General features: G+C 55.5%; 19 protein-coding genes. 7 read left to right on the top strand and 12 right to left on the bottom strand.

The annotated features are described in order from the left end of the window. The 6 genes from F0319_RS07980 to syd form a co-directional block, all read right to left on the bottom strand. Positions 1-1,341, bottom strand: coding sequence for an enolase C-terminal domain-like protein (locus F0319_RS07980; protein ID WP_149366688.1), 1,341 nt, complete (start codon positions 1,339-1,341; stop codon positions 1-3). Then, positions 1,341-2,696, bottom strand: a complete 1,356-nt coding sequence (gene gudP / locus F0319_RS07975; protein ID WP_024909274.1) for a galactarate/glucarate/glycerate transporter GudP — start codon at positions 2,694-2,696, stop codon at positions 1,341-1,343. Before gudP ends, F0319_RS07980 begins: the two co-directional genes overlap by 1 nt. A gap of 294 nt (positions 2,697-2,990) precedes the next feature. Continuing rightward, the gene (locus F0319_RS07965; RefSeq protein ID WP_029741558.1) at positions 2,991-3,440 is read right to left on the bottom strand and encodes a flavodoxin; all 450 of its coding nucleotides are present in this window, start codon (positions 3,438-3,440) and stop codon (positions 2,991-2,993) included. A 24-nt stretch (positions 3,441-3,464) separates the two neighbouring features. Beyond that, positions 3,465-4,241, bottom strand: a complete 777-nt coding sequence (gene truC / locus F0319_RS07960) for a tRNA pseudouridine(65) synthase TruC (protein ID WP_149366628.1) — start codon at positions 4,239-4,241, stop codon at positions 3,465-3,467. Next, complete coding sequence (locus F0319_RS07955; protein ID WP_149366627.1) at positions 4,238-4,567, bottom strand: YqcC family protein; 330 nt, start codon at positions 4,565-4,567, stop codon at positions 4,238-4,240. Before F0319_RS07955 ends, truC begins: the two co-directional genes overlap by 4 nt. A gap of 631 nt (positions 4,568-5,198) precedes the next feature. Continuing rightward, entirely contained in the window at positions 5,199-5,744 is a 546-nt protein-coding gene (syd, locus tag F0319_RS07950) for a SecY-interacting protein (protein WP_149366626.1), read from the bottom strand. A 69-nt stretch (positions 5,745-5,813) separates the two neighbouring features. Here syd and queF point away from each other — a divergent pair, with 69 nt between their 5' ends. The 5 genes from queF to xni all read left to right on the top strand — a co-directional run bounded on the left by queF (position 5,814) and on the right by xni (position 12,249). Next, a complete protein-coding gene (gene queF, locus F0319_RS07945; RefSeq protein WP_149366625.1) occupies positions 5,814-6,656 on the top strand; it encodes an NADPH-dependent 7-cyano-7-deazaguanine reductase QueF in 843 nt (280 codons plus the stop codon). A gap of 116 nt (positions 6,657-6,772) precedes the next feature. Continuing rightward, entirely contained in the window at positions 6,773-8,137 is a 1,365-nt protein-coding gene (gene ppnN, locus F0319_RS07940) for a nucleotide 5'-monophosphate nucleosidase PpnN (RefSeq protein ID WP_023309027.1), read from the top strand. Between the two features lie 515 nt (positions 8,138-8,652). Beyond that, a complete protein-coding gene (locus F0319_RS07935; RefSeq protein WP_111965430.1) occupies positions 8,653-9,948 on the top strand; it encodes an HAAAP family serine/threonine permease in 1,296 nt (431 codons plus the stop codon). A gap of 65 nt (positions 9,949-10,013) precedes the next feature. Continuing rightward, entirely contained in the window at positions 10,014-11,381 is a 1,368-nt protein-coding gene (gene sdaB / locus F0319_RS07930) for an L-serine ammonia-lyase II (protein WP_149366624.1), read from the top strand. 112 nt (positions 11,382-11,493) lie between these two features. Continuing rightward, the gene (xni, locus tag F0319_RS07925; protein ID WP_149366623.1) at positions 11,494-12,249 is read left to right on the top strand and encodes a flap endonuclease Xni; all 756 of its coding nucleotides are present in this window, start codon (positions 11,494-11,496) and stop codon (positions 12,247-12,249) included. Between the two features lie 61 nt (positions 12,250-12,310). Here the strand turns inward: xni and rlmM are convergent, their stop codons facing one another. The 4 genes from rlmM to F0319_RS07905 form a co-directional block, all read right to left on the bottom strand. Then, positions 12,311-13,411 carry a 23S rRNA (cytidine(2498)-2'-O)-methyltransferase RlmM gene (rlmM, locus tag F0319_RS07920; RefSeq protein WP_111965427.1) on the bottom strand — a complete coding sequence of 367 codons (1,101 nt, stop codon included), beginning with the start codon at positions 13,409-13,411 and terminating at the stop codon, positions 12,311-12,313. After that, the gene (locus tag F0319_RS07915; RefSeq protein ID WP_023309031.1) at positions 13,404-13,799 is read right to left on the bottom strand and encodes a DUF423 domain-containing protein; all 396 of its coding nucleotides are present in this window, start codon (positions 13,797-13,799) and stop codon (positions 13,404-13,406) included. The genes rlmM and F0319_RS07915 overlap by 8 nt, the downstream gene beginning before the upstream one ends. Positions 13,800-13,838: 39 nt before the next feature. Next, positions 13,839-14,756 (bottom strand): glycine cleavage system transcriptional regulator GcvA, encoded by a 918-nt coding sequence (gcvA, locus tag F0319_RS07910; RefSeq protein ID WP_032643156.1) that lies wholly within the window; start codon positions 14,754-14,756, stop codon positions 13,839-13,841. Positions 14,757-15,105: 349 nt separating this feature from the next. Beyond that, the gene (locus F0319_RS07905) at positions 15,106-15,333 is read right to left on the bottom strand and encodes a YgdI/YgdR family lipoprotein (RefSeq protein ID WP_008499648.1); all 228 of its coding nucleotides are present in this window, start codon (positions 15,331-15,333) and stop codon (positions 15,106-15,108) included. A 192-nt stretch (positions 15,334-15,525) separates the two neighbouring features. On the opposite strand from F0319_RS07905, the gene csdA reads away from it, so the two are divergent. Together csdA and csdE are read left to right on the top strand one after the other, a co-directional pair. Further along, positions 15,526-16,731, top strand: coding sequence for a cysteine desulfurase CsdA (gene csdA, locus F0319_RS07900; protein WP_149366622.1), 1,206 nt, complete (start codon positions 15,526-15,528; stop codon positions 16,729-16,731). After that, complete coding sequence (csdE, locus tag F0319_RS07895; protein WP_111965425.1) at positions 16,731-17,177, top strand: cysteine desulfurase sulfur acceptor subunit CsdE; 447 nt, start codon at positions 16,731-16,733, stop codon at positions 17,175-17,177. Before csdA ends, csdE begins: the two co-directional genes overlap by 1 nt. On the opposite strand, the gene tcdA is transcribed toward csdE, so the two are convergent. Beyond that, entirely contained in the window at positions 17,168-17,974 is an 807-nt protein-coding gene (gene tcdA / locus F0319_RS07890) for a tRNA cyclic N6-threonylcarbamoyladenosine(37) synthase TcdA (protein ID WP_111965424.1), read from the bottom strand. The genes csdE and tcdA overlap by 10 nt on opposite strands. Positions 17,975-18,049: 75 nt before the next feature. Then, the gene (gene mltA, locus F0319_RS07885) at positions 18,050-19,147 is read right to left on the bottom strand and encodes a murein transglycosylase A (RefSeq protein WP_111965423.1); all 1,098 of its coding nucleotides are present in this window, start codon (positions 19,145-19,147) and stop codon (positions 18,050-18,052) included. Between the last annotated feature and the right edge of the window lie 280 nt (positions 19,148-19,427).

Below are 19,427 nucleotides of genomic sequence, written 5' to 3'. Positions count from 1 at the left end.
TCAGTGACGTCCAAAAACAGGGCGCTTACGGTCAAATGTCCAGCCGGGGATAAGGTACTGCATCGGGCCCGCGTCGTTACGCGCGCCGCCCGGTAGCTTTTTATACGCCTCATGGGCTTTATGGATCCGATCCCAGTCCAGCTCCACGCCCAGACCTGGCACATCCGGTACGGCAATTTTGCCATCTATGATTTCCAGCGGATTTTTCGTCAGTCGGGCTTCACCTTCCTGCCAAATCCAGTGGGTATCGATTGCGGTCGGGTTACCCGGCGCCGCCGCGCCAACGTGGGTAAACATCGCCAGCGAAATATCAAAGTGATTGTTCGAGTGACAGCCCCAGGTGAGCCCCCACTCATCGCACAGCTGGGCCACGCGGACTGCGCCTGAGAGCGTCCAGAAGTGCGGGTCCGCCAGCGGTATGTCGACGGCGTTAAGCATCACCGCGTGACCCATTTCGCGCCAGTTGGTGGCGATCATATTGGTCGCGACAGGTAGCCCGGTGGCGCGACGGAACTCGGCCATGACTTCTCGACCCGAGAATCCTTGCTCCGCGCCACAGGGGTCTTCTGCATAGGTCAGGACATCGCCCAGCCCTTTGCACAGGCTAATGGCTTCATCCAGCAGCCATGCGCCGTTGGGATCGACGGTGATCCGTGCATCAGGGAAGCGTTTTTTCAGCGCCCGGGCCGTTTCAATCTCCCGCTCGCCGGGCAGCACGCCGCCCTTCAGCTTGAAATCCTTAAAGCCGTAGCGATCCTGCGCCGCCTCGGCCAGCCGCACCACCGCGTCGCTGGAGAGCGCTTCCTGATGGCGCAGCTGATACCAGTCGTGATCGCCCGCGGTTCGGGCCAGATAGGGGAGATCGGTTTTATTGCGATCGCCAACGTAAAACAGATAGCCCAGCACGGTGACCGCATCGCGCTGTTTGCCGGGACCCAGCAGCTCGCAGACCGGAACACTGAGCGCCTTGCCCAGTAAATCGAGCAGGGCGGCCTCCAGGGCGGCAACCGCGTTGACGCGCAGTTCAAACGTCCAGGCACCTTTACCGAACGTATCAAAATCTGCCGACTGATTGCCCTTATGCACCCGCTGAACCACCTTGTTCAGACGGGCGACCTCCTGACCCACTACCTGTGGAATGGCATCAACCAGCGTCTGGTAAATCACCTCTCCACCAGGAGCCTCGCCCACGCCGGTGTTCCCTGCGCTGTCTTTCAGCACGACGATATTACGGGTAAACCAGGCGTTATGCGCACCGCCAATATTGAGCAGCATGCTGTCCTGTCCGGCCACCGGGATGACCTTCATCTCCGTGACGGTTGGGCTCGATTGCGTTGTCATCATCCACGCTCCGCAACAGGTTTAAGTTCGACGCGTTTGATATCCCCCACAAGCACCAGGTAACTCAGTACCGCCACCAGCGCATGCACACCCACGTAAATCAGCGCACCGTTGAAAGAGCCGGTGGTGCCGACGATGTAGCCGATAGCGATGGGCGTAACAATCCCGGAGATGTTGCCGAACATGTTGAACAGACCGCCGCTCAGGCCGCTGATCTCTTTCGGTGCCGTATCCGCCATCACAGCCCAGCCCAGCGCGCCAATGCCTTTGCCGAAGAAGGCCATCGCCATAAAGCCGATAATCATCCACTCGGCATTGACGTAGTTACAAAACACCATTGTCATGGAGAGCAGCATGCCGAGCACGATAGGCGTTTTACGTGCGATGTTCAGGGAACCGGTGCGGCGCATCAGCCAGTCGGAAATCACCCCGCCGAGCACGCCCCCCACGAAGCCGCAGATTGCCGGGACCGAGGCGACAAACCCCGCTTTCAGAATCGACATGCCGCGTGCCTGCACCAGGTACACCGGGAACCATGTAATGAAAAAGTAGGTTAAGGCGTTAATACAGTACTGGCCCAGATAGATGCCGATCATCATGCGCGAGCCGACGAGCTGCTTGATCTGCGCCCATTTCTGGCTGAACGGGACTTTCGCCGTCGAGGATTTCTGATCCATGTTGATCAGCGCGCCGCCTTCCGCGATGTACTCCAGCTCTTTTTTGTTTACGCCAGGATGCTGGTTAGGTTCGTGGATCACTTTCAGCCAGATAAAGCTGATGACAATCCCGAGTCCGCCCATAAAGAAGAAAACGTGTGACCAGCCCACCTCATGGGTCAGCCAGCCCATAATGGGCGCAAAGATCACCGTCGCGAAGTACTGTGCGGAGTTAAAAATCGCCACCGCCGTTCCCCTCTCCTGCGCCGGGAACCAGGCCGCCACAATGCGGCTGTTACCCGGGAAGGAAGGTGCTTCCGCTAGCCCCACCAGGAAGCGCAGCGTGAAGAGCGCCACGATAATGCCGAAGCCGCTGAAGATATCGACGAAGCCCTGCAGCAGGGTAAAGGCAGACCAGATGAAGATGGACCAGAAATAGACGCGTTTCGAGCCAAAACGGTCCAGCAGCCAGCCGCCAGGAATTTGCCCGATGACGTAGGCCCATGAGAATGCGGAGAAAACGTAACCCATCCCCACCGGATCAAGGCCGATATCTTTTGCCATTTCCGAACCGGCAATCGACAGCGTGGCGCGGTCACCATAGTTAAAGGACGTGACGATAAACAGCATCACCACTATCCAGTAGCGGGCATTGGTACGCTTTTCAGCGCTGCTCGCTGCGTGGCTTAATGTACTCATTGTTGCACTCCTGAAACATAGCTTTCGCCTGGTTCATTCTGTACAGCACCGGTAGGGTAATCAGAATGAGATTGGTTTTTGTGGTTTTGGTACGGCCTGACGCCGTTTTATAGTGACCAGAAAAGTATATGAAGGAGTGCCTCATCACCTCACCGTGCAGAAACACAGTATTAAAGGATGTATGAGAGGTTGTTTATGGCATAAGCCCAAAGCAGTGGAAGATGCTTCACGGAATCGAGGATTTGGTGTGGCTTCGTTGCCGGGTGGCGGTTAAGCCTTACCCGGCCTGGAGAACTATTTAAGCAGCGTTGCCCAGTGTTCGACCCACGGGTTTGATTCGCTTTCTGGCTCCGGGTGCTCACCCGCGTCAATCAGCAGCATCTCGCCGACGCGCTGGGCGCTCTGTTCCTGCAGGAGCGCATCGAACTGCTTGCCGCCGCCGCAGAAGTTAGCGTAAGAGCTGTCGCCGAGGGCGATGATGCCGTAGTGAACATCTGGCTGATAGCCAAGCTGGTCTTTAATGCCCTGGAACAGCGGCACGATGCTGTCCGGCAGGTCGCCTTGCCCGGTGGTGGAGGTCACCACCAGAATGTATTTATCTTTATACTTTTCCCAGTCCGCCAGCTCCGGATCTTCATAGACCGTGGCTTTATGGCCCTGGCTGGCGAGTATTGCCTCAGCCTCTTCCGCTACCAGCAGCGAGTTGCCGTACATTGTGCCGACAAAAATGCCTACTTCAGCCATGCTATTTTCCCATATTGAATGCGTTTACTGTTCATCCTGAACGTTGCCCGATACAAACTCAACCCTTTCATTTTCGGGGAGTTGTCCCAGCCAGCCATACTGTGACAGCGCCTGCATCCAGACGTCGTCCAGCCCCGCACGGATAGTCAGCGGCTCGCCGGTAAACGGGTGCGTCAGGCTGAGCTCGCTCGCGTGCAGCATCAGACGATGGCAGCCAAAGTGTTCGGCCGCGCTGCGGTTCTGGCGTAAATCACCGTGTTTGCTGTCGCCAATAATCGGATGGCGCAGATGCGCAAGATGGCGTCGCAGCTGGTGCTTACGCCCGGTTTTGGGCAGAAGCTCAACCAGGCTGTAGCGCGTGGTCGGAAATTTGCTGGTTGCCACCGGCATTTCCGTCGTCGCCATACCGCGATAATCCGTCACGGCGGGCTGGGGGCCTTTGTCATCGCGGGCAAATTTATCGGCGATTTTGTCCAGCTCCTCCACCAGCGGGTAGTCCAGCGTGGCGGACTCGGTCAGCCAGCCCCGCACGATCGCGTGGTAGCGCTTCTGGATCTGATGTTGTTCAAACTGCTGCGCCAGCAGACGCCCCGCCTCGCTGGAAAGCCCCATCAGCAGCACGCCGGAGGTCGGCCGGTCGAGACGATGGGCGGTAAAAACATGCTGACCAATCTGATCGCGAACGGTCTGCATCACCACCACTTTCTCATCACGATCGAGCCAGCTGCGGTGTACCAGCCAGCCGGACGGTTTATTCACCGCCACCAGCCACTCGTCCTGATAGAGGATCTCAAGCGTCATGCATCTTCACCGGCAAACAGGGAATCCAGTTTTTCCAGTTCGACCAGCATGACGTCGCGCGCAGGATGCGTCGCTTCGAGCGCCATTTCATAATAGGGAGAGACAGCAAACGCCTGCGGCAGCGGATGACCGCCCTCAAGCAGGGCGTGCATGCGCGGAATTAACACCCACTGCAGCCACTCAAACGGGGCCAGCGTATCCAGGCAGAAAGGCTGGGTGCTCGCGAACGCTTCTGGCTGCGGCGCGGTCTTCTGCCACAGCTGATGTTGGCGCAAAAGGGCTTCGATGGCGTGCAACTGAGCACGAACGCTATCGTGTTGCGTCATAGTAACCTCAACTGAAAAAGTGAACGGCGCGCAGCATAGCATTGCGGAAGGCAGAAATAAAAAAAGGGAGCACTGTAAAAACAGTGCTCCCGGTTCGTTCCGCAGCATTCCAGCTACAATTCGTGCTCCCTGCTCATCCGTGACAACTTTTCCTGAAGCCCGAAGGCCTGGTCATCCGTCTACCTTCGCATCGTGCACACATCTTCCTGACGTGTTTGTTTCATCCTGAAACGTCCTGGCCTTCCTGACCCACCGACCATCCTGACCGGTTCTCGTTCTCCTTCCTGGAGGTGTCCCTTACGCATCTTGCGTTATCCGCTTCGCTTCATCCTGAAGCCTTCCTGCAGCGCCATCCTGACGAGTCCTGAGTGAGAAACGCCATCATCCTGATGTTCGTTTCTCGTGTCGGCTTCCTGTCGACGGAGATAGAATCCGCTATTCCGCTTCGTCTTACAACCCACTCAGCCAGCGTTGTAAGACGCGAGGACTCCCTAAAAATAATAGGCAGAACAACTAATTCATTGAAAAATAGAGTGATATTAATCTGAATTTAATGAGGTAATACTGAATGTTCCAGCGATCTCTCACAAACGTTGTAAGAGATCTCTCACACGCGTTATAGCATCAGGGATTACAGAAGTGGCTCAAGGCGGGTGAGGAAATCCGCAAGAGAGGGGGCGAGAGTCTCGCGATTGCGGGTACCGATAGTCTCTTTAATCACTTCACCTGACAGGTTACAGACGGAGATAACGTCGAGCTCGCTGTCCAGCGTGGCAATAAAGAGCGTCGGAGAAAGCTTAAGGCGTTTTTGCGTGACAAGATGACCAATCAGGTTTTCCTGAACACGCTGCAGATCGTCTTCGCTCCAGGTCTGCAACAGCGTCAGCGTCATATCGGCAAAGCGCGCGGGCATATCCCCTGCGAACTGCGCGGTATAAAATGCGTGAACCGCTGGTTGTACCACAATGTCCATTGCCCGCTCAACCGCATTTACATTTTGCTCGCCGTCAAAAGGTTTTGGTTGCCAGATAACGTAATCGTCGAGCGAAGAGATAATACACGGTGAAGGTACGCCATATAAATCAGAACTTTGCGGCCACGTGCCCTGCTTTTCATGCCATGCGTCGCAGTAGCGGGTCGTAAAGGTAGTGAGGGCATTTACAGTTTCGATGTCCACCGATTTCTCTCTTCTTGTCAGACAGGATAAACTCAGGCCATAAGTGTACCTGTAAAGTGGCTATGAAACATGTCTTACGAAAATCATCAGGCGTTAACCGGCTTAACGCTGGGTAAATCGACCGATTACCGCGATACCTACGATGCAAGCCTGCTGCAGGGCGTTCCGCGCAGCCTGAACCGCGATCCTCTGGGTCTGCACGCAGACGCGCTGCCGTTCGTGGGTGGCGATATCTGGACGCTGTACGAACTCTCGTGGCTCAACTCACGCGGCCTGCCGCAGGTGGCGGTGGGTCACGTTGAGCTGGACTATGCCAGCGTTAATCTCGTCGAGTCTAAAAGCTTTAAGCTCTATCTCAACAGCTTTAACCAGACAAAATTTAACAGCTGGGACGACGTTCAGCACACGCTGGAACGTGATTTAAGCGCCTGCGCGCAGGGAAAGGTGAGCGTTTCATTGTATCGCCTGCACGAGCTGGAAGGGCAGCCAGTCGCCCACTTCAACGGAACCTGCATCGACGATCAGGATATTGAGGTGGAGAATTATGAATTCAGCGCCGATTACCTCGAAAACGCGGCGAGTGGCAAGGTGGTCGAAGAGACTTTGGTCAGCCATCTGCTGAAATCCAACTGCCTGATCACGCATCAGCCAGACTGGGGCTCGGTGCAGATCCAGTACCGCGGCCCGAAAATCGACCGGGAAAAATTGCTGCGCTACCTGGTGTCATTCCGACATCACAACGAGTTCCACGAGCAGTGCGTGGAGCGCATCTTTAGCGATATTCAGCGCTTCTGCCAGCCAGAAAAACTGAGCGTTTACGCGCGCTATACCCGCCGCGGCGGTCTGGACATCAACCCGTGGCGCACCAACACCGATTTTGTGCCGGCGACCGGACGGCTGGTGCGTCAATAATATAAATATTTTCACAATATGCGCGGTATCTTCCGCGCTTTAGGTTGTGAAACGTCACGCGCCAGGGCTATTGTAATCAACAGGGAAAGACGATAATCGTCCCGTAAGGAGCTCACTTGATTACACATATTAGCCCGCTTGGCTCAATGGATATGTTGTCGCAGCTGGAAGTGGACATGCTTAAGCGCACGGCCAGCAGCGATCTTTATCAACTGTTTCGTAACTGTTCACTTGCCGTACTGAACTCCGGAAGCCTGACAGATAACAGTAAAGAACTGCTGTCCCGCTTCGAAAGCTTTGATATCAACGTGCTGCGCCGCGAGCGTGGCGTGAAGCTTGAAGTCATCAACCCGCCGGAAGAGGCCTTTGTTGACGGGCGTATCATTCGTTCACTTCAGGCTAACCTGTTTGCCGTGCTGCGTGACATCCTGTTTGTTAACGGGCAGATCCACAACGCAGGTCGTTTCCAGCATCTCGATCTGGAAAGCTCGGTACATATCACCAACCTGGTGTTCTCCATTTTGCGTAACGCCCGTGCCCTGCACGTTGGCGAAGCGCCGAACATGGTTGTCTGCTGGGGCGGCCACTCCATTAACGAAACCGAATACCTTTATGCCCGTCGGGTTGGAACGCAACTCGGCCTGCGTGAGCTGAATATCTGTACCGGCTGCGGTCCGGGTGCGATGGAAGCACCAATGAAAGGAGCGGCGGTTGGGCATGCGCAACAGCGTTATAAAGAGGGACGGTTTATCGGCATGACCGAACCGTCCATCATCGCCGCTGAGCCACCTAACCCGCTGGTTAATGAGCTGATTATCATGCCGGATATTGAGAAGCGTCTTGAAGCGTTTGTCCGTATCGCCCACGGCATTATCATCTTCCCGGGCGGCGTGGGGACAGCGGAAGAGCTGCTCTATCTGCTGGGTATTCTGATGAACCCCGCCAACAAGGATCAGGTTCTGCCGCTGATCCTGACCGGGCCAAAAGAGAGCGCCGACTACTTCCGCGTGCTGGACGAGTTTATCGTGCACACGCTGGGTGAAGCCGCACGTCGTCACTATCGCATCATCATTGACGATGCAGCGGAAGTGGCGCGCCAGATGAAAAAAGCGATGCCGCTGGTGAAGGAGAACCGTCGCGATACCGGCGATGCGTACAGCTTTAACTGGTCAATCCGTATTGCGCCAGACCTGCAGATCCCGTTCGAGCCAACTCACGAAAATATGGCGAACCTGAAACTCTACCCGGACCAGCCGGTGGAAGTCCTGGCTGCCGATCTGCGTCGCGCCTTCTCCGGTATTGTCGCGGGCAACGTGAAAGAGATGGGCATCCGCGCCATTGAACAGTACGGTCCCTACAAGATCCACGGCGACCCGGAGATGATGCGCCGCATGGACGACATGCTGCAGGGCTTTGTCGCCCAGCACCGCATGAAGCTGCCAGGCTCAGCCTATATTCCTTGCTACGAAATCTGCACATAACGCTTAGCGATATCTCCTCAAAGCCGGGTCGCCCTGTTGCGCGTCCCGGCTTTTTTTATTCCCGATGTAATTCATACGAATCACTTATGTCTTTAACAAACTACGCACAAACGCAAACGATTACCTTGTTTTCTCAACCGTAAATTATCAGACTTAATCCAAATTTCCCGCCAGAAAATACTAAAAACCCATATCTTTACAGCTAAAGACACCTATATCACGGATCAGTCTTTCAGCTCACATGTCGTTGGTGGTAGCCTTCGCGCCCGTAAATTCTCTTTGGTGTTTTTTTAACAGATAAATGGTCTAAAGATGCCCACATCATAAGTGGATTATTGCATTTGGGATCAGGATCACTGATAGATTCATAACTAGAATGTATCTTTCCGCCCGCCAATAGTTACGGGCAAAAATTATTAAAAAACCGTCACTGAACGAATTTCATATTACCGTCAGGCACTTTTTCATCGGATTTGACTAAAAACCTGACAATTCGCTTCCTCCAGGAGATATAGATGGAAACCACTCAAACCAGCACCGTTGCTTCGATTGAATCCCGAAGTGGTTGGCGCAAAACGGATACCATGTGGATGCTTGGCCTTTACGGCACGGCAATCGGCGCTGGTGTACTGTTCCTTCCTATCAACGCAGGCGTCGGCGGTCTGATTCCGCTGATCATTATGGCTATCATTGCTTTCCCGATGACCTTCTTTGCACACCGCGGTTTGACCCGCTTCGTGCTGTCCGGTAAAAACCCGGGCGAAGACATCACTGAAGTGGTTGAAGAGCATTTCGGCGTGGGCGCAGGTAAGCTGATTACCCTGCTCTACTTCTTCGCGATTTACCCTATCCTGCTGGTTTACAGCGTGGCGATTACCAACACCGTTGAAAGCTTCATGCTGCACCAGCTGCACATGACGCCGCCTCCGCGTGCCATCCTGTCTCTGATCCTGATTGTCGGCATGATGACCATCGTGCGCTTCGGTGAGCAGATGATTGTGAAGGCGATGAGCGTGCTGGTGTTCCCGTTTGTGGCTGCTCTGATGCTGCTGGCCTGCTACCTGATCCCACAGTGGAACGGTGCAGCGCTGGAAACCCTGTCCCTGAGCAGCGCATCGGCGACCGGTAACGGCCTGCTGATGACCCTCTGGCTGGCGATTCCGGTAATGGTCTTCTCCTTCAACCACTCTCCAATCATCTCTTCCTTCGCCGTTGCGAAACGTGAAGAGTACGGTAACGGCGCAGAGAAGAAGTGCTCCAGCATCCTGGCACGCGCTCACATCATGATGGTTCTGACCGTTATGTTCTTCGTCTTCAGCTGCGTACTGAGCCTTTCCCCGGCGGATCTGGCTGCAGCGAAAGAGCAGAACATCTCTATCCTGTCTTACCTGGCGAACCACTTTAACGCACCGCTGATTGCGTGGATGGCACCGATCATCGCGATTATCGCCATCACCAAATCCTTCCTGGGCCACTACCTCGGCGCACGTGAAGGCTTCAACGGTATGGTGATTAAATCTCTGCGCGGTAAAGGCAAGAGCATTGAAATCAACAAGCTGAACAAAATCACCGCGCTGTTCATGCTGCTCACCACCTGGGCAGTAGCGACCCTGAACCCAAGCATCCTGGGCATGATTGAAACCCTGGGCGGCCCGGTCATCGCGATGATTCTGTTCCTGATGCCGATGTACGCGATTCAGAAAGTCCCTGCTATGCGTAAGTACAGCGGTCATGTGAGCAACGTGTTTGTGGTTATCATGGGTCTTATCGCAATCTCTGCGATCTTCTACTCCCTGTACACCATGTTCTGATTACCACCCGCGCCGTTTTCGGACGGCGCACTCCTCCCTCTCTGACTGAAAGCAATGGACGCATCATGATTAGCGTATTCGATATCTTCAAAATCGGTATTGGTCCTTCCAGCTCTCATACCGTCGGACCGATGAAAGCCGGTAAGCAGTTCACGGATGACTTGATTGCACGCGGCATCTTGCACGACATCACCCGCGTGGTTGTCGATGTATACGGCTCGCTTTCCCTGACCGGGAAAGGCCACCATACCGATATCGCCATTATCATGGGCCTGGCGGGAAACCTGCCGGATACCGTTGATATTGATGCGATCCCTGGTTTCATCCAGGACGTTAATACCCACGGGCGCCTGCTGCTGGCGAACGGCGAGCATGAGGTTGAATTCCCGGTTGACCATTGCATGAATTTCCATGCGGACAACCTGTCGCTGCATGAAAACGGCATGCGCATTACCGCGCTGGCCGGCGATAAAGCGGTATATAGCCAGACGTATTACTCAATCGGCGGCGGTTTTATCGTCGACGAAGACCACTTTGGTCAAACCAATATCTCTTCTGTCGAGGTGCCGTATCCGTACAAAACGGCGGCGGACCTTCAGCGTCATTGTCAGGAGACGGGCCTTTCCCTCTCCGGCCTGATGATGAAAAATGAGCTGGCGCTGCATAGCAAAGAAGAGCTAGAACAGCACTTCGCTAACGTCTGGGAAGTGATGCGCGGCGGTATTGAGCGCGGGATCACCACCGAAGGCGTTCTGCCGGGCAAGCTTCGCGTGCCGCGTCGTGCTGCAGCACTGCGCCGTATGCTGGTGAGCACCGACAAAACGACCACGGACCCGATGGCCGTTGTAGACTGGATCAACATGTTCGCCCTGGCGGTAAACGAAGAGAACGCCGCAGGGGGCCGTGTGGTCACCGCGCCGACTAACGGCGCTTGCGGTATCGTTCCGGCGGTGCTGGCGTACTACGACAAGTTTATCCGTGAAGTGAACGCGAACTCGCTGGCGCGCTACCTGCTGGTCGCCAGTGCAATTGGTTCGCTGTATAAGATGAACGCGTCTATTTCCGGTGCGGAAGTGGGCTGTCAGGGTGAAGTCGGCGTGGCGTGCTCTATGGCGGCGGCGGGTCTGGCGGAACTCTTGGGCGCAAGCCCGGTGCAGGTGTGCATCGCTGCGGAAATCGGCATGGAACACAACCTGGGGCTGACCTGCGACCCGGTTGCCGGCCAGGTACAGGTTCCGTGCATCGAGCGTAACGCGATTGCCTCCGTGAAGGCGGTTAACGCGGCGCGAATGGCTCTGCGCCGCACCAGCGAGCCTCGCGTCTGTCTCGATAAGGTTATCGAAACCATGTACGAAACCGGTAAAGATATGAACGCCAAATACCGCGAAACCTCTCGCGGCGGCCTGGCGATGAAGATCGTAACCTGCGATTAAGCCTCTCAGGAAGCCTCGTTTTGCGAGGCTTCTTCCTGTTTTCCCCACCATTCATAGTTTCACGCTGCTGACAGTGTTACCCTTCACATATGAGATAGAAGGGAGATTATCTGTGGCCGTTCATTTACTTATCGTCGATGCACTAAACCTGATTCGCCGTATCCATGCGGTACAGGGGACGCCTTGTAAAGACACCTGCCTGCACGCGCTGGAACAGCTTATCCGCCACAGCGAGCCCACCCATGCGGTCGCGGTTTTTGATGACGAAGACCGCAACACGGGCTGGCGACACCAGCGTTTGCCCGACTACAAAGCCGGACGCGCACCGATGCCGGACGATCTTCACGCTGAATTGCCCATGCTGCGCGCTGCATTTGAACAGCGGGGCGTCCCCTGCTGGGGCGCACAGGGCAATGAAGCCGACGATCTCGCGGCCACTCTGGCCGTAAAGGTAGCCAGCGCCGGGCATCAGGCCACTATCGTTTCAACTGACAAAGGCTACTGTCAGCTGCTCTCCCCAACTATCCGCATTCGCGACTATTTTCAAAAACGCTGGCTGGACGCGCCATTTATTGCCGGCGAGTTCGGCGTCTCGCCCGGACAACTGCCGGATTACTGGGGGCTGGCAGGCATCAGCAGCTCTAAGGTTCCGGGTGTCGCCGGTATTGGGCCGAAAAGCGCCGCGCAGCTGCTGGCCGATTTTCAGAGTCTGGAAGGGATTTACGCCCGTCTGGATGAGGTGCCGGAAAAGTGGCGCAAGAAGCTGGAGGCGCATAAAGAGATGGCGTTTATCTGCCGGGAAATCGCAACGCTACAGACGGATTTACAGCTCGACGGGAATTTACAGCAGCTGCGTTTAGAACGTTAAAACCACTACACAGTTTTTTTGCCCGGTAAGCGCAGCGCCACCGGGCAAAACAAAGCACGTACTATCGCTCGTCGCGACGTCCGCCGACCGCAGCCCACCAGCGACGAATGTGCACCGTCACCTCTTCGCGGTCGTGATACAGCTGACGCGCCTGGATCTCCACGTTAATACCGTGTTCATCCATCTGCTCCTGAATGTAGGCCAGGTTCTGCGACACTTCCTCATAGCGCTTTTTCATCGGCAGCTTGAGGTTGAAAATGGTCTCACGACACCAGCCGTTGACAAGCCAGGAGGCCATCAGCGCGGCGACTTTTGCCGGCTTCTCAACCATATCGCACACCATCCACGAGATGTTGTTACGGTTCGGGCGATAGCGGAAACCGTCTTCACGCAGCCAGGTGACCTGCCCGGTGTCCATCAGGCTTTGCGCCATTGGGCCGTTATCAACGGACGATACCCACATGTTGCGTTTCACCAGCTGATAGGTCCAGCCGCCCGGGCACGCGCCAAGGTCGACGGCGTACATGCCGTTTGCCAGACGCTCATCCCACTCATCCGCCGGGATAAAGACGTGGAACGCCTCTTCCAGCTTGAGCGTGGAACGGCTTGGCGCATCGGCCGGGAAGCGCAAACGCGGGATGCCCATAAAGAAGGGAGAGTTGTTGGTGGTGTACGAATAGCCTGCATAGCAGCAGCCCGGTGCGATAAAGAAGATATGCACCACCGGACGCTTCGGCGTTTCGTAGTTCGTCAGCACGCCCGCATCACGCAGCGCCGCACGCAGCGGCACGGTGAACTTACGGCAGAACTTCATCAGCTCTTTACTTTCGTTGGTATCCGCCACTTCAACGCGCAGATCGCCGCCTTTTTCAACCACGCCCTGCAGCATGCCGACAATTGGCGTAATGCGGTCTTCCGGCGGAAGATCCTTCAGCAGCTCACCCGCAACAAACATCTGGCGAGCAAAGATCAGCGAGCTGAACGGCAGCTCGCGTGCCAGCTTGTCTGCGTCTTCAGGCTGGTAGCACTCGAATACCACATAGCCCGCGTTCTCTTTTACGCGGGCAAAGCCGAAGACTTCGCGCTTCGCCGCTTTATCGGTAATTTCCGCGGCGCACTCTTTCTCAAACCCCGGGCGACAATATAAAACAACCTTATTCATGAACAACGCCCTTGCGTTTCAGACGGATAGCTCCGATAAACATTAATACCCAACCCGCCAGGAAGCTGAAGCCACCGACGGGTGTAACGAACGCCCACAGGCGCAGATGTGAGAGCGCAAGGCAGTACAGGCTACCGCTGAATAACACGGTACCCAGCGCCATAAACACGCTGCTCCAGTAAAACCAGATACTGATACGACGCTGCATCGCCACCGCCAGCCCAAAAATAGCCAGCGTGTGGAATGCCTGATATTCAAGGCCGGTCTGGATCCAGCCCATCTCTACAGCGCCCAAAGACTTGCTTAATACATGTGCGCCAAAGGCGCCCAGTGCAACAAAAATAAAGCCACTCACCGCGGCAAAAATCAGCATGAATCGGCTGGTCATGTTTAAGTCCTGAGTTGATGCGTGCCCGGCACACAAACGTTATTGTTCATACCTGAAGCGGAATTTTTCTTGCTCGGTTGCCGCTTTCGCCAGTATCCACTGCCGGAAGGCGGCTATTTTACCCAGTTCTGCCTGACTGTCATGACAAACCAGATAAAACGCATTCTTGCTGACCAGTACATCATTAAAAGGGCAGACCAGGCGGCCTGCCTCAATTTCGGACTGCGCCATAACGTTGTTCGCCAACGCCACGCCTTGTCCGTGAATGGCAGCCTGTAACACCATCGCACTGTGGCTAAAGATGGGTCCCTGCTGCACGTTTATATGAGTAAGACCTAATTGACGGGTATAAGTTTGCCAGTCGCGGCGAGAGGCATCATGCAAAAGCGTATGCTGCGCCAGATCAGCGGGAGACTTCAGCGCCTTGTCGCCCGTTAACAGCAGGGGAGAACAGACCGGCAGGAGATATTCTGCGTATAATTTCTCAACACGCAAGCCCGGCCAGTTACCGCGACCGTAAAAAATGGCGACATCCACATCATCGGCCAGCTTGTCCTCCTGACGATCTACCGCCTGGATTCGAACGTCGATCCCCGGATAAGCTGAGTTAAAGCTTGAGAGTCTGGGCACCAGCCACTGAATCGCAAAACTGGGCAATAAACTGACAGTCAGGGCACCTTTTGCACTGCGAGCCTGCAGCTTACGCGTGGCTTCCGTAAGCTGGGAAAAAATCTCTTTAATATCCTGAAAATAGCTCTGCCCCTCTTCGGTCAACAGCAACGAACGGTTGCGTCGACGAAACAGCTTAAGGCCCAGAAAATCCTCCAGAGACTTGATTTGGTGACTTACTGCGGCCTGTGTCACAAAAAGCTCATCTGCTGCGCGGGTAAAGCTCAGGTGACGTGCTGCTGCATCAAAAACACGTAATGCATTAAGAGGTGGCAATCGCTTTGACATGGTTATCTGGCTTAGATGTTAACGGATTTTAACAAACAGGAAACAACGTTTAACCTATTAGTTTTTTTTATCTGAGCCATTATAATTTGTCCGTTGAGGAACTACCAGCAAATACCTATAGTGGCGGCACTTCCTGAGCCGGAACGAAGAGCTTTTTTCGGAATGCGTGTTCTGAAGGGCTTTTGGCTTACGGTTGTGATGTTGTGTTGTTGTGTTTGCAATTGGTCTGCGATTCAGACCACGGTAGCAACGCTACCAATTTTTCACTTCCTGTACATTTACCCTGTCTGTCCATAGTGATTAATGTAGCACCGCCAATTTGCGGTGCTTTTTTTTCGCTTGCGATCTGTTAATGCTCGATCTCTTTCATCTCTTTCACGTCCGTGCGGTTGATCTGCTGCTTGTTCCCGTTAGCATCTTTGTACGAAATCATCCCGGTATCATTATCGGTAGTCGGTTTCCCTTCCGAAACGATAGAACGACCATCGTTGGTGTGCATCACGTAGTTATTACCAGAACAGGCGCTCAGGGCAAAAGTAAACGCACAGGCAGAAATGATTGCAGCTGTCTTATTCATGATTATTCTCCTTTAGCAATTAATGCTATTCAAACCTCGATTTATAACAGGCTAAAACATCCGCCTAACACTATTTAGCATAACCTGCTTTTTTAGGGTCATCAGGATAAGCAGACAATTCTGATAGATATCAACCTCCTTGCCCTGCAGCTGAAATTGCGCGACGATCGCTATATTGAAATGAGGAATCCCATGAACGCTTTCAGCCCTGCGCAGTTCCGCGCACAGTTTCCGGCCCTGGCCGATGCCGGTATTTATCTGGATAGCGCCGCCACCGCCCTTAAGCCCCAGGCGGTGATTGAGGCCACTCAGCAGTTCTACAGCCTGAGCGCCGGGAACGTGCATCGCAGCCAGTTTGCCGAAGCGCAGCGGTTAACCGCGCGCTACGAAGCCGCACGCGATCAGGTCGCGCGCCTGATCAATGCCGAAAGCGGGAAAAACATCGTCTGGACGCGCGGCACGACCGAAGCCATCAACATGGTGGCACAGTGCTACGCGCGCCAGCTGCTTCAGCCGGGCGATGAGATCGTCGTCAGCGAGGCGGAACATCACGCCAACCTGGTGCCGTGGCTGATGGTGGCCGAGCAAACGGGATCACGCGTGGTGAAGCTTCCGCTGGGTGCAGACCTTCTGCCCAATGTGGCTCGCCTCCCCGAGCTGATTACCTCCCGCAGCCGCATTCTGGCGCTCGGACAGATGTCGAACGTCACGGGAGGTTGCCCGGATCTGGCTCAGGCCATTCGCGTAGCCCATGCCAGCGGGATGGTGGTGATGGTTGACGGCGCTCAGGGCGTGGTGCACTTCCCCGCCGACGTGCAGGCGCTGGATATCGATTTCTATGCCTTCTCAGGACATAAACTTTATGGACCAACCGGTATTGGGGCGTTGTACGGCAAGCCAGAACTGCTGGCAAAAATGACGCCGTGGCTTGGTGGCGGCAAAATGATTACCGAAGTGTCGTTCGAGGGCTTCAAAACGCAGGACATCCCCTATCGTCTGGAAGCCGGTACGCCGAACGTGGCGGGGGTGATTGGCTTAAGCGCGGCGCTGGAGTGGCTGGCAGAAACAGACATTGTTCAGGCTGAAAGCTGGAGCCGGGGGCTGGCGACGCTGGCAGAGGAAGAACTCAAAAAGCGCCCGGGCTTCCGCTCGTTCCGCGTTCAGGACTCAAGCCTGCTCGCCTTTGATTTTGCGGGCGTACATCACAGCGACATGGTGACGCTGCTGGCCGGATACGGCATTGCCCTGCGTGCCGGACAGCACTGCGCCCAGCCGCTGCTTGCGGCGCTTGGCGTTAACGGTACGCTGCGCGCCTCGTTTGCGCCGTATAATACCCAAAGCGATGTCGACGCGCTGGTTGCCGCCGTTGACCGCGCCCTTGAAATACTGGTGGATTAATGACTAGCGCTGCTTTAGCCGGACACCCGTTTGGCACCGTCATCACAGAAGAGACCTTGAAACAGACCTTCGCCCCGCTCCAGCAGTGGGAAGATAAATATCGACAGCTGATCCTGCTGGGTAAACAGCTCCCTGCCCTTTCAGACGAGCTCAAAGCGCAGGCGAAAGAGATTGCGGGCTGTGAGAACCGCGTCTGGCTGGGCGTGAGCGTCTCCGGCGAAAAGCTGCACTTCTTCGGCGACAGCGAAGGCCGGATTGTCCGGGGCCTGCTGGCCGTATTGTTAACCGCTGTTGAAGGAAAAAGCGCGGCGGAACTGCTGGCCCATTCGCCGCTGGCGTTATTTGATGAGCTGGGACTGCGCGCGCAGCTCAGCGCCTCGCGCGGTCAGGGGCTGATCGCGCTAAGCGAAGCCGTGCAGGACGCCGCACGCCAGGCTCAGGCCTGACGCTCCGCTTTCGCCATCATCTTCTTCAGGGCGTGTGACACCGCCACAAAGCCAAAGGAAGCGGTCACCATCGTGGCCGCGCCAAAGCCTGAGGCGCAATCCATTCTCTTTGGTCCTTCCGCCGTGCTTTTCATCGCGCACACGGAGCCGTCCGCCTGCGGGTAGACCAGCGCTTCGGTCGAGAACACGCAGTCAACGCCCAGCTTGCCTTTGCTGTTCTTCACCACGTTAAAGTCGCTCTTCAGGCGCTCACGCAGCTTAGCCGCCAGCGGATCCTGAATGGTTTTCGCCAGATCGGCTACCTGGATCTGCGTAGGGTCGATTTGCCCGCCCGCGCCGCCCGTCGTGACCAGCGGCACCTTGTAACGACGACAGTAGGCGATCAGCGCCGCTTTTGGCCGCACGCTGTCGATGGCGTCAATCACATAGCTGTAGCCTTTGCTCATATACTCTGCGACGTTATCTGCCGTCACAAAGTCGTCGATCACCGTGACCTGACATTCCGGGTTGATCAGGCGGATACGCTCCGCCATGGCCTCAGACTTCGCCAGACCAACGTTATCGCGCAGGGCGTGGATTTGACGGTTGGTGTTGGTGACGCAAACGTCATCCATGTCTATCAGCGTGATTGCGCCAATACCGGTTCTCGCCAGCGCTTCTGCCGCCCACGACCCCACACCACCAATGCCCACGACGCAGACATGCGCATCCGCAAACAGCTGCAGGGCTTTTTCACCATATAAACGTGCCGTCCCGCCAAAACGCTGGCGCCAGGCGTCGCTGATTACCACAGACATAAAACCTCAGATGTAAAAAGGGTGAGGTTATCCTCACCCTGAACAGTAATCCGTATTGCGCTCAGAATACCACAATCAGCCGCTGAATACGTTTCCGGCACCTGGTGCCGCCTTCAGTACCCACACGCGTCCGTAGTGATTATACCAGCCCGCGCGATGACCTGCGTCAGGGCCAATACCCTGATAGATGTCGAAGTGCTGGCCTTTAATCGCCCCGCCGACGTCCAGCGCCACCATCAGACGCAGCTCATACTGGCCGTTGAACTTGCCGTTGTTGTCCAGCAGCGGGACCTCAGCAAGCAGCGTGGTGCCTGCAGGAATAATCGAACGATCGGATGCTACCGACGCGCGGCCAATCAGCGGAACTGCGCTCGCCCCTTTCACCGGCGCGAAGTTTTGCGGTTTAAAGAAGACGAACGACGGGTTCTGCTCAAGCAGCTCGCGCACCTCGGCTTCGCTGTGTTTCTCGCCCCACTCGCGGATCGCCTGCATCGACATATCTTCTTTCTTCACTTCGCCGCGGTCGATCAGCACCTTGCCGATACTGCGATAGGCGTGGCCGTTTTTACCGGAATAGCTGAAGAAGTTAAGTGGCGAACCGTCGCCAAAATCAATGTAGCCGCTGCCCTGAACGTCCATGATGAAGTTATCCATCAGGGAGTTGCTGTAGGCCAGGACGTAGTTTTCGCTCAGCGCACCGGCGTAGATCTCGGCGCGCGACGGGAGGCGACCGCGTTTTGGCGGCATACGGTAGATAGGATACTGGAACTCGCCCTGACGCGAGTGTCGTGCCTGGATAACAGGGGTGTAATAGCCGGTAAACTGGACGTTGCCGTAGTTATCGGCCCCTTCCATCTGCCAGGCGTCGATACCAAACTGGCGCATATTGCGCGTATCGCCGCCTGCTTTCAGCCAGTCCTGGACCGCGTTATATACGCTACTCTGGGCGCCATACAGACGCGGCGACGCGTTGCGGATCTGGTAGACCTGCTCGGAGAAATCACCGGCATTAATCGGTGCCCCGACAGCATCAGGCTGATTAACTAAAGAGAAAGGCTGGGATAACTTCCCGTCTTTATACTGTTGACCGCGATCGGTCGGTTTGGAAGAACAGGCCGCAAGAATCGCTACCATTGCGCCCGTCATCAGATACTTCGCCCAACGTCCTTTCATTATATCTCGTCTTTAAGTTGCCCATTTCCGCGTGATGAAGATAACAAACCGCCAGGGCTAATGAAATGCGATCGCATGCCCTTTGGCAAATTTTGCGCAAAAAATAGTCCAAACAACGCCATGTCGTTCAATTTACATACAAAATCATGATAAATGTGAAAAAGGGGTTGCATCACAAGTCTATCCGAGTATAGTGCGCATCCACGGACGCGGGGTGGAGCAGCCTGGTAGCTCGTCGGGCTCATAACCCGAAGGTCGTCGGTTCAAATCCGGCCCCCGC

Origin of the sequence: Enterobacter vonholyi (genome assembly GCF_008364555.1) — a bacterium.
Lineage (GTDB): Bacteria > Pseudomonadota > Gammaproteobacteria > Enterobacterales > Enterobacteriaceae > Enterobacter > Enterobacter vonholyi.
Note: the sequence above shows the minus strand (reverse complement) of the source record. Positions and strands in the feature narration are given on the sequence as shown.

Coding starts and splice junctions, on each gene's coding strand:
- F0319_RS07980 (WP_149366688.1), bottom strand. CDS start 1,341: ATGACAACGCAATCGAGCCCAACCGTCACGGAGATGAAGGTCATCCCG.
- gudP (WP_024909274.1), bottom strand. CDS start 2,696: ATGAGTACATTAAGCCACGCAGCGAGCAGCGCTGAAAAGCGTACCAAT.
- F0319_RS07965 (WP_029741558.1), bottom strand. CDS start 3,440: ATGGCTGAAGTAGGCATTTTTGTCGGCACAATGTACGGCAACTCGCTG.
- truC (WP_149366628.1), bottom strand. CDS start 4,241: ATGACGCTTGAGATCCTCTATCAGGACGAGTGGCTGGTGGCGGTGAAT.
- F0319_RS07955 (WP_149366627.1), bottom strand. CDS start 4,567: ATGACGCAACACGATAGCGTTCGTGCTCAGTTGCACGCCATCGAAGCC.
- queF (WP_149366625.1), top strand. CDS start 5,814: ATGTCTTACGAAAATCATCAGGCGTTAACCGGCTTAACGCTGGGTAAA.
- F0319_RS07935 (WP_111965430.1), top strand. CDS start 8,653: ATGGAAACCACTCAAACCAGCACCGTTGCTTCGATTGAATCCCGAAGT.
- sdaB (WP_149366624.1), top strand. CDS start 10,014: ATGATTAGCGTATTCGATATCTTCAAAATCGGTATTGGTCCTTCCAGC.
- rlmM (WP_111965427.1), bottom strand. CDS start 13,411: ATGAATAAGGTTGTTTTATATTGTCGCCCGGGGTTTGAGAAAGAGTGC.
- F0319_RS07915 (WP_023309031.1), bottom strand. CDS start 13,799: ATGACCAGCCGATTCATGCTGATTTTTGCCGCGGTGAGTGGCTTTATT.
- gcvA (WP_032643156.1), bottom strand. CDS start 14,756: ATGTCAAAGCGATTGCCACCTCTTAATGCATTACGTGTTTTTGATGCA.
- F0319_RS07905 (WP_008499648.1), bottom strand. CDS start 15,333: ATGAATAAGACAGCTGCAATCATTTCTGCCTGTGCGTTTACTTTTGCC.
- csdA (WP_149366622.1), top strand. CDS start 15,526: ATGAACGCTTTCAGCCCTGCGCAGTTCCGCGCACAGTTTCCGGCCCTG.
- csdE (WP_111965425.1), top strand. CDS start 16,731: ATGACTAGCGCTGCTTTAGCCGGACACCCGTTTGGCACCGTCATCACA.
- tcdA (WP_111965424.1), bottom strand. CDS start 17,974: ATGTCTGTGGTAATCAGCGACGCCTGGCGCCAGCGTTTTGGCGGGACG.
- mltA (WP_111965423.1), bottom strand. CDS start 19,147: ATGAAAGGACGTTGGGCGAAGTATCTGATGACGGGCGCAATGGTAGCG.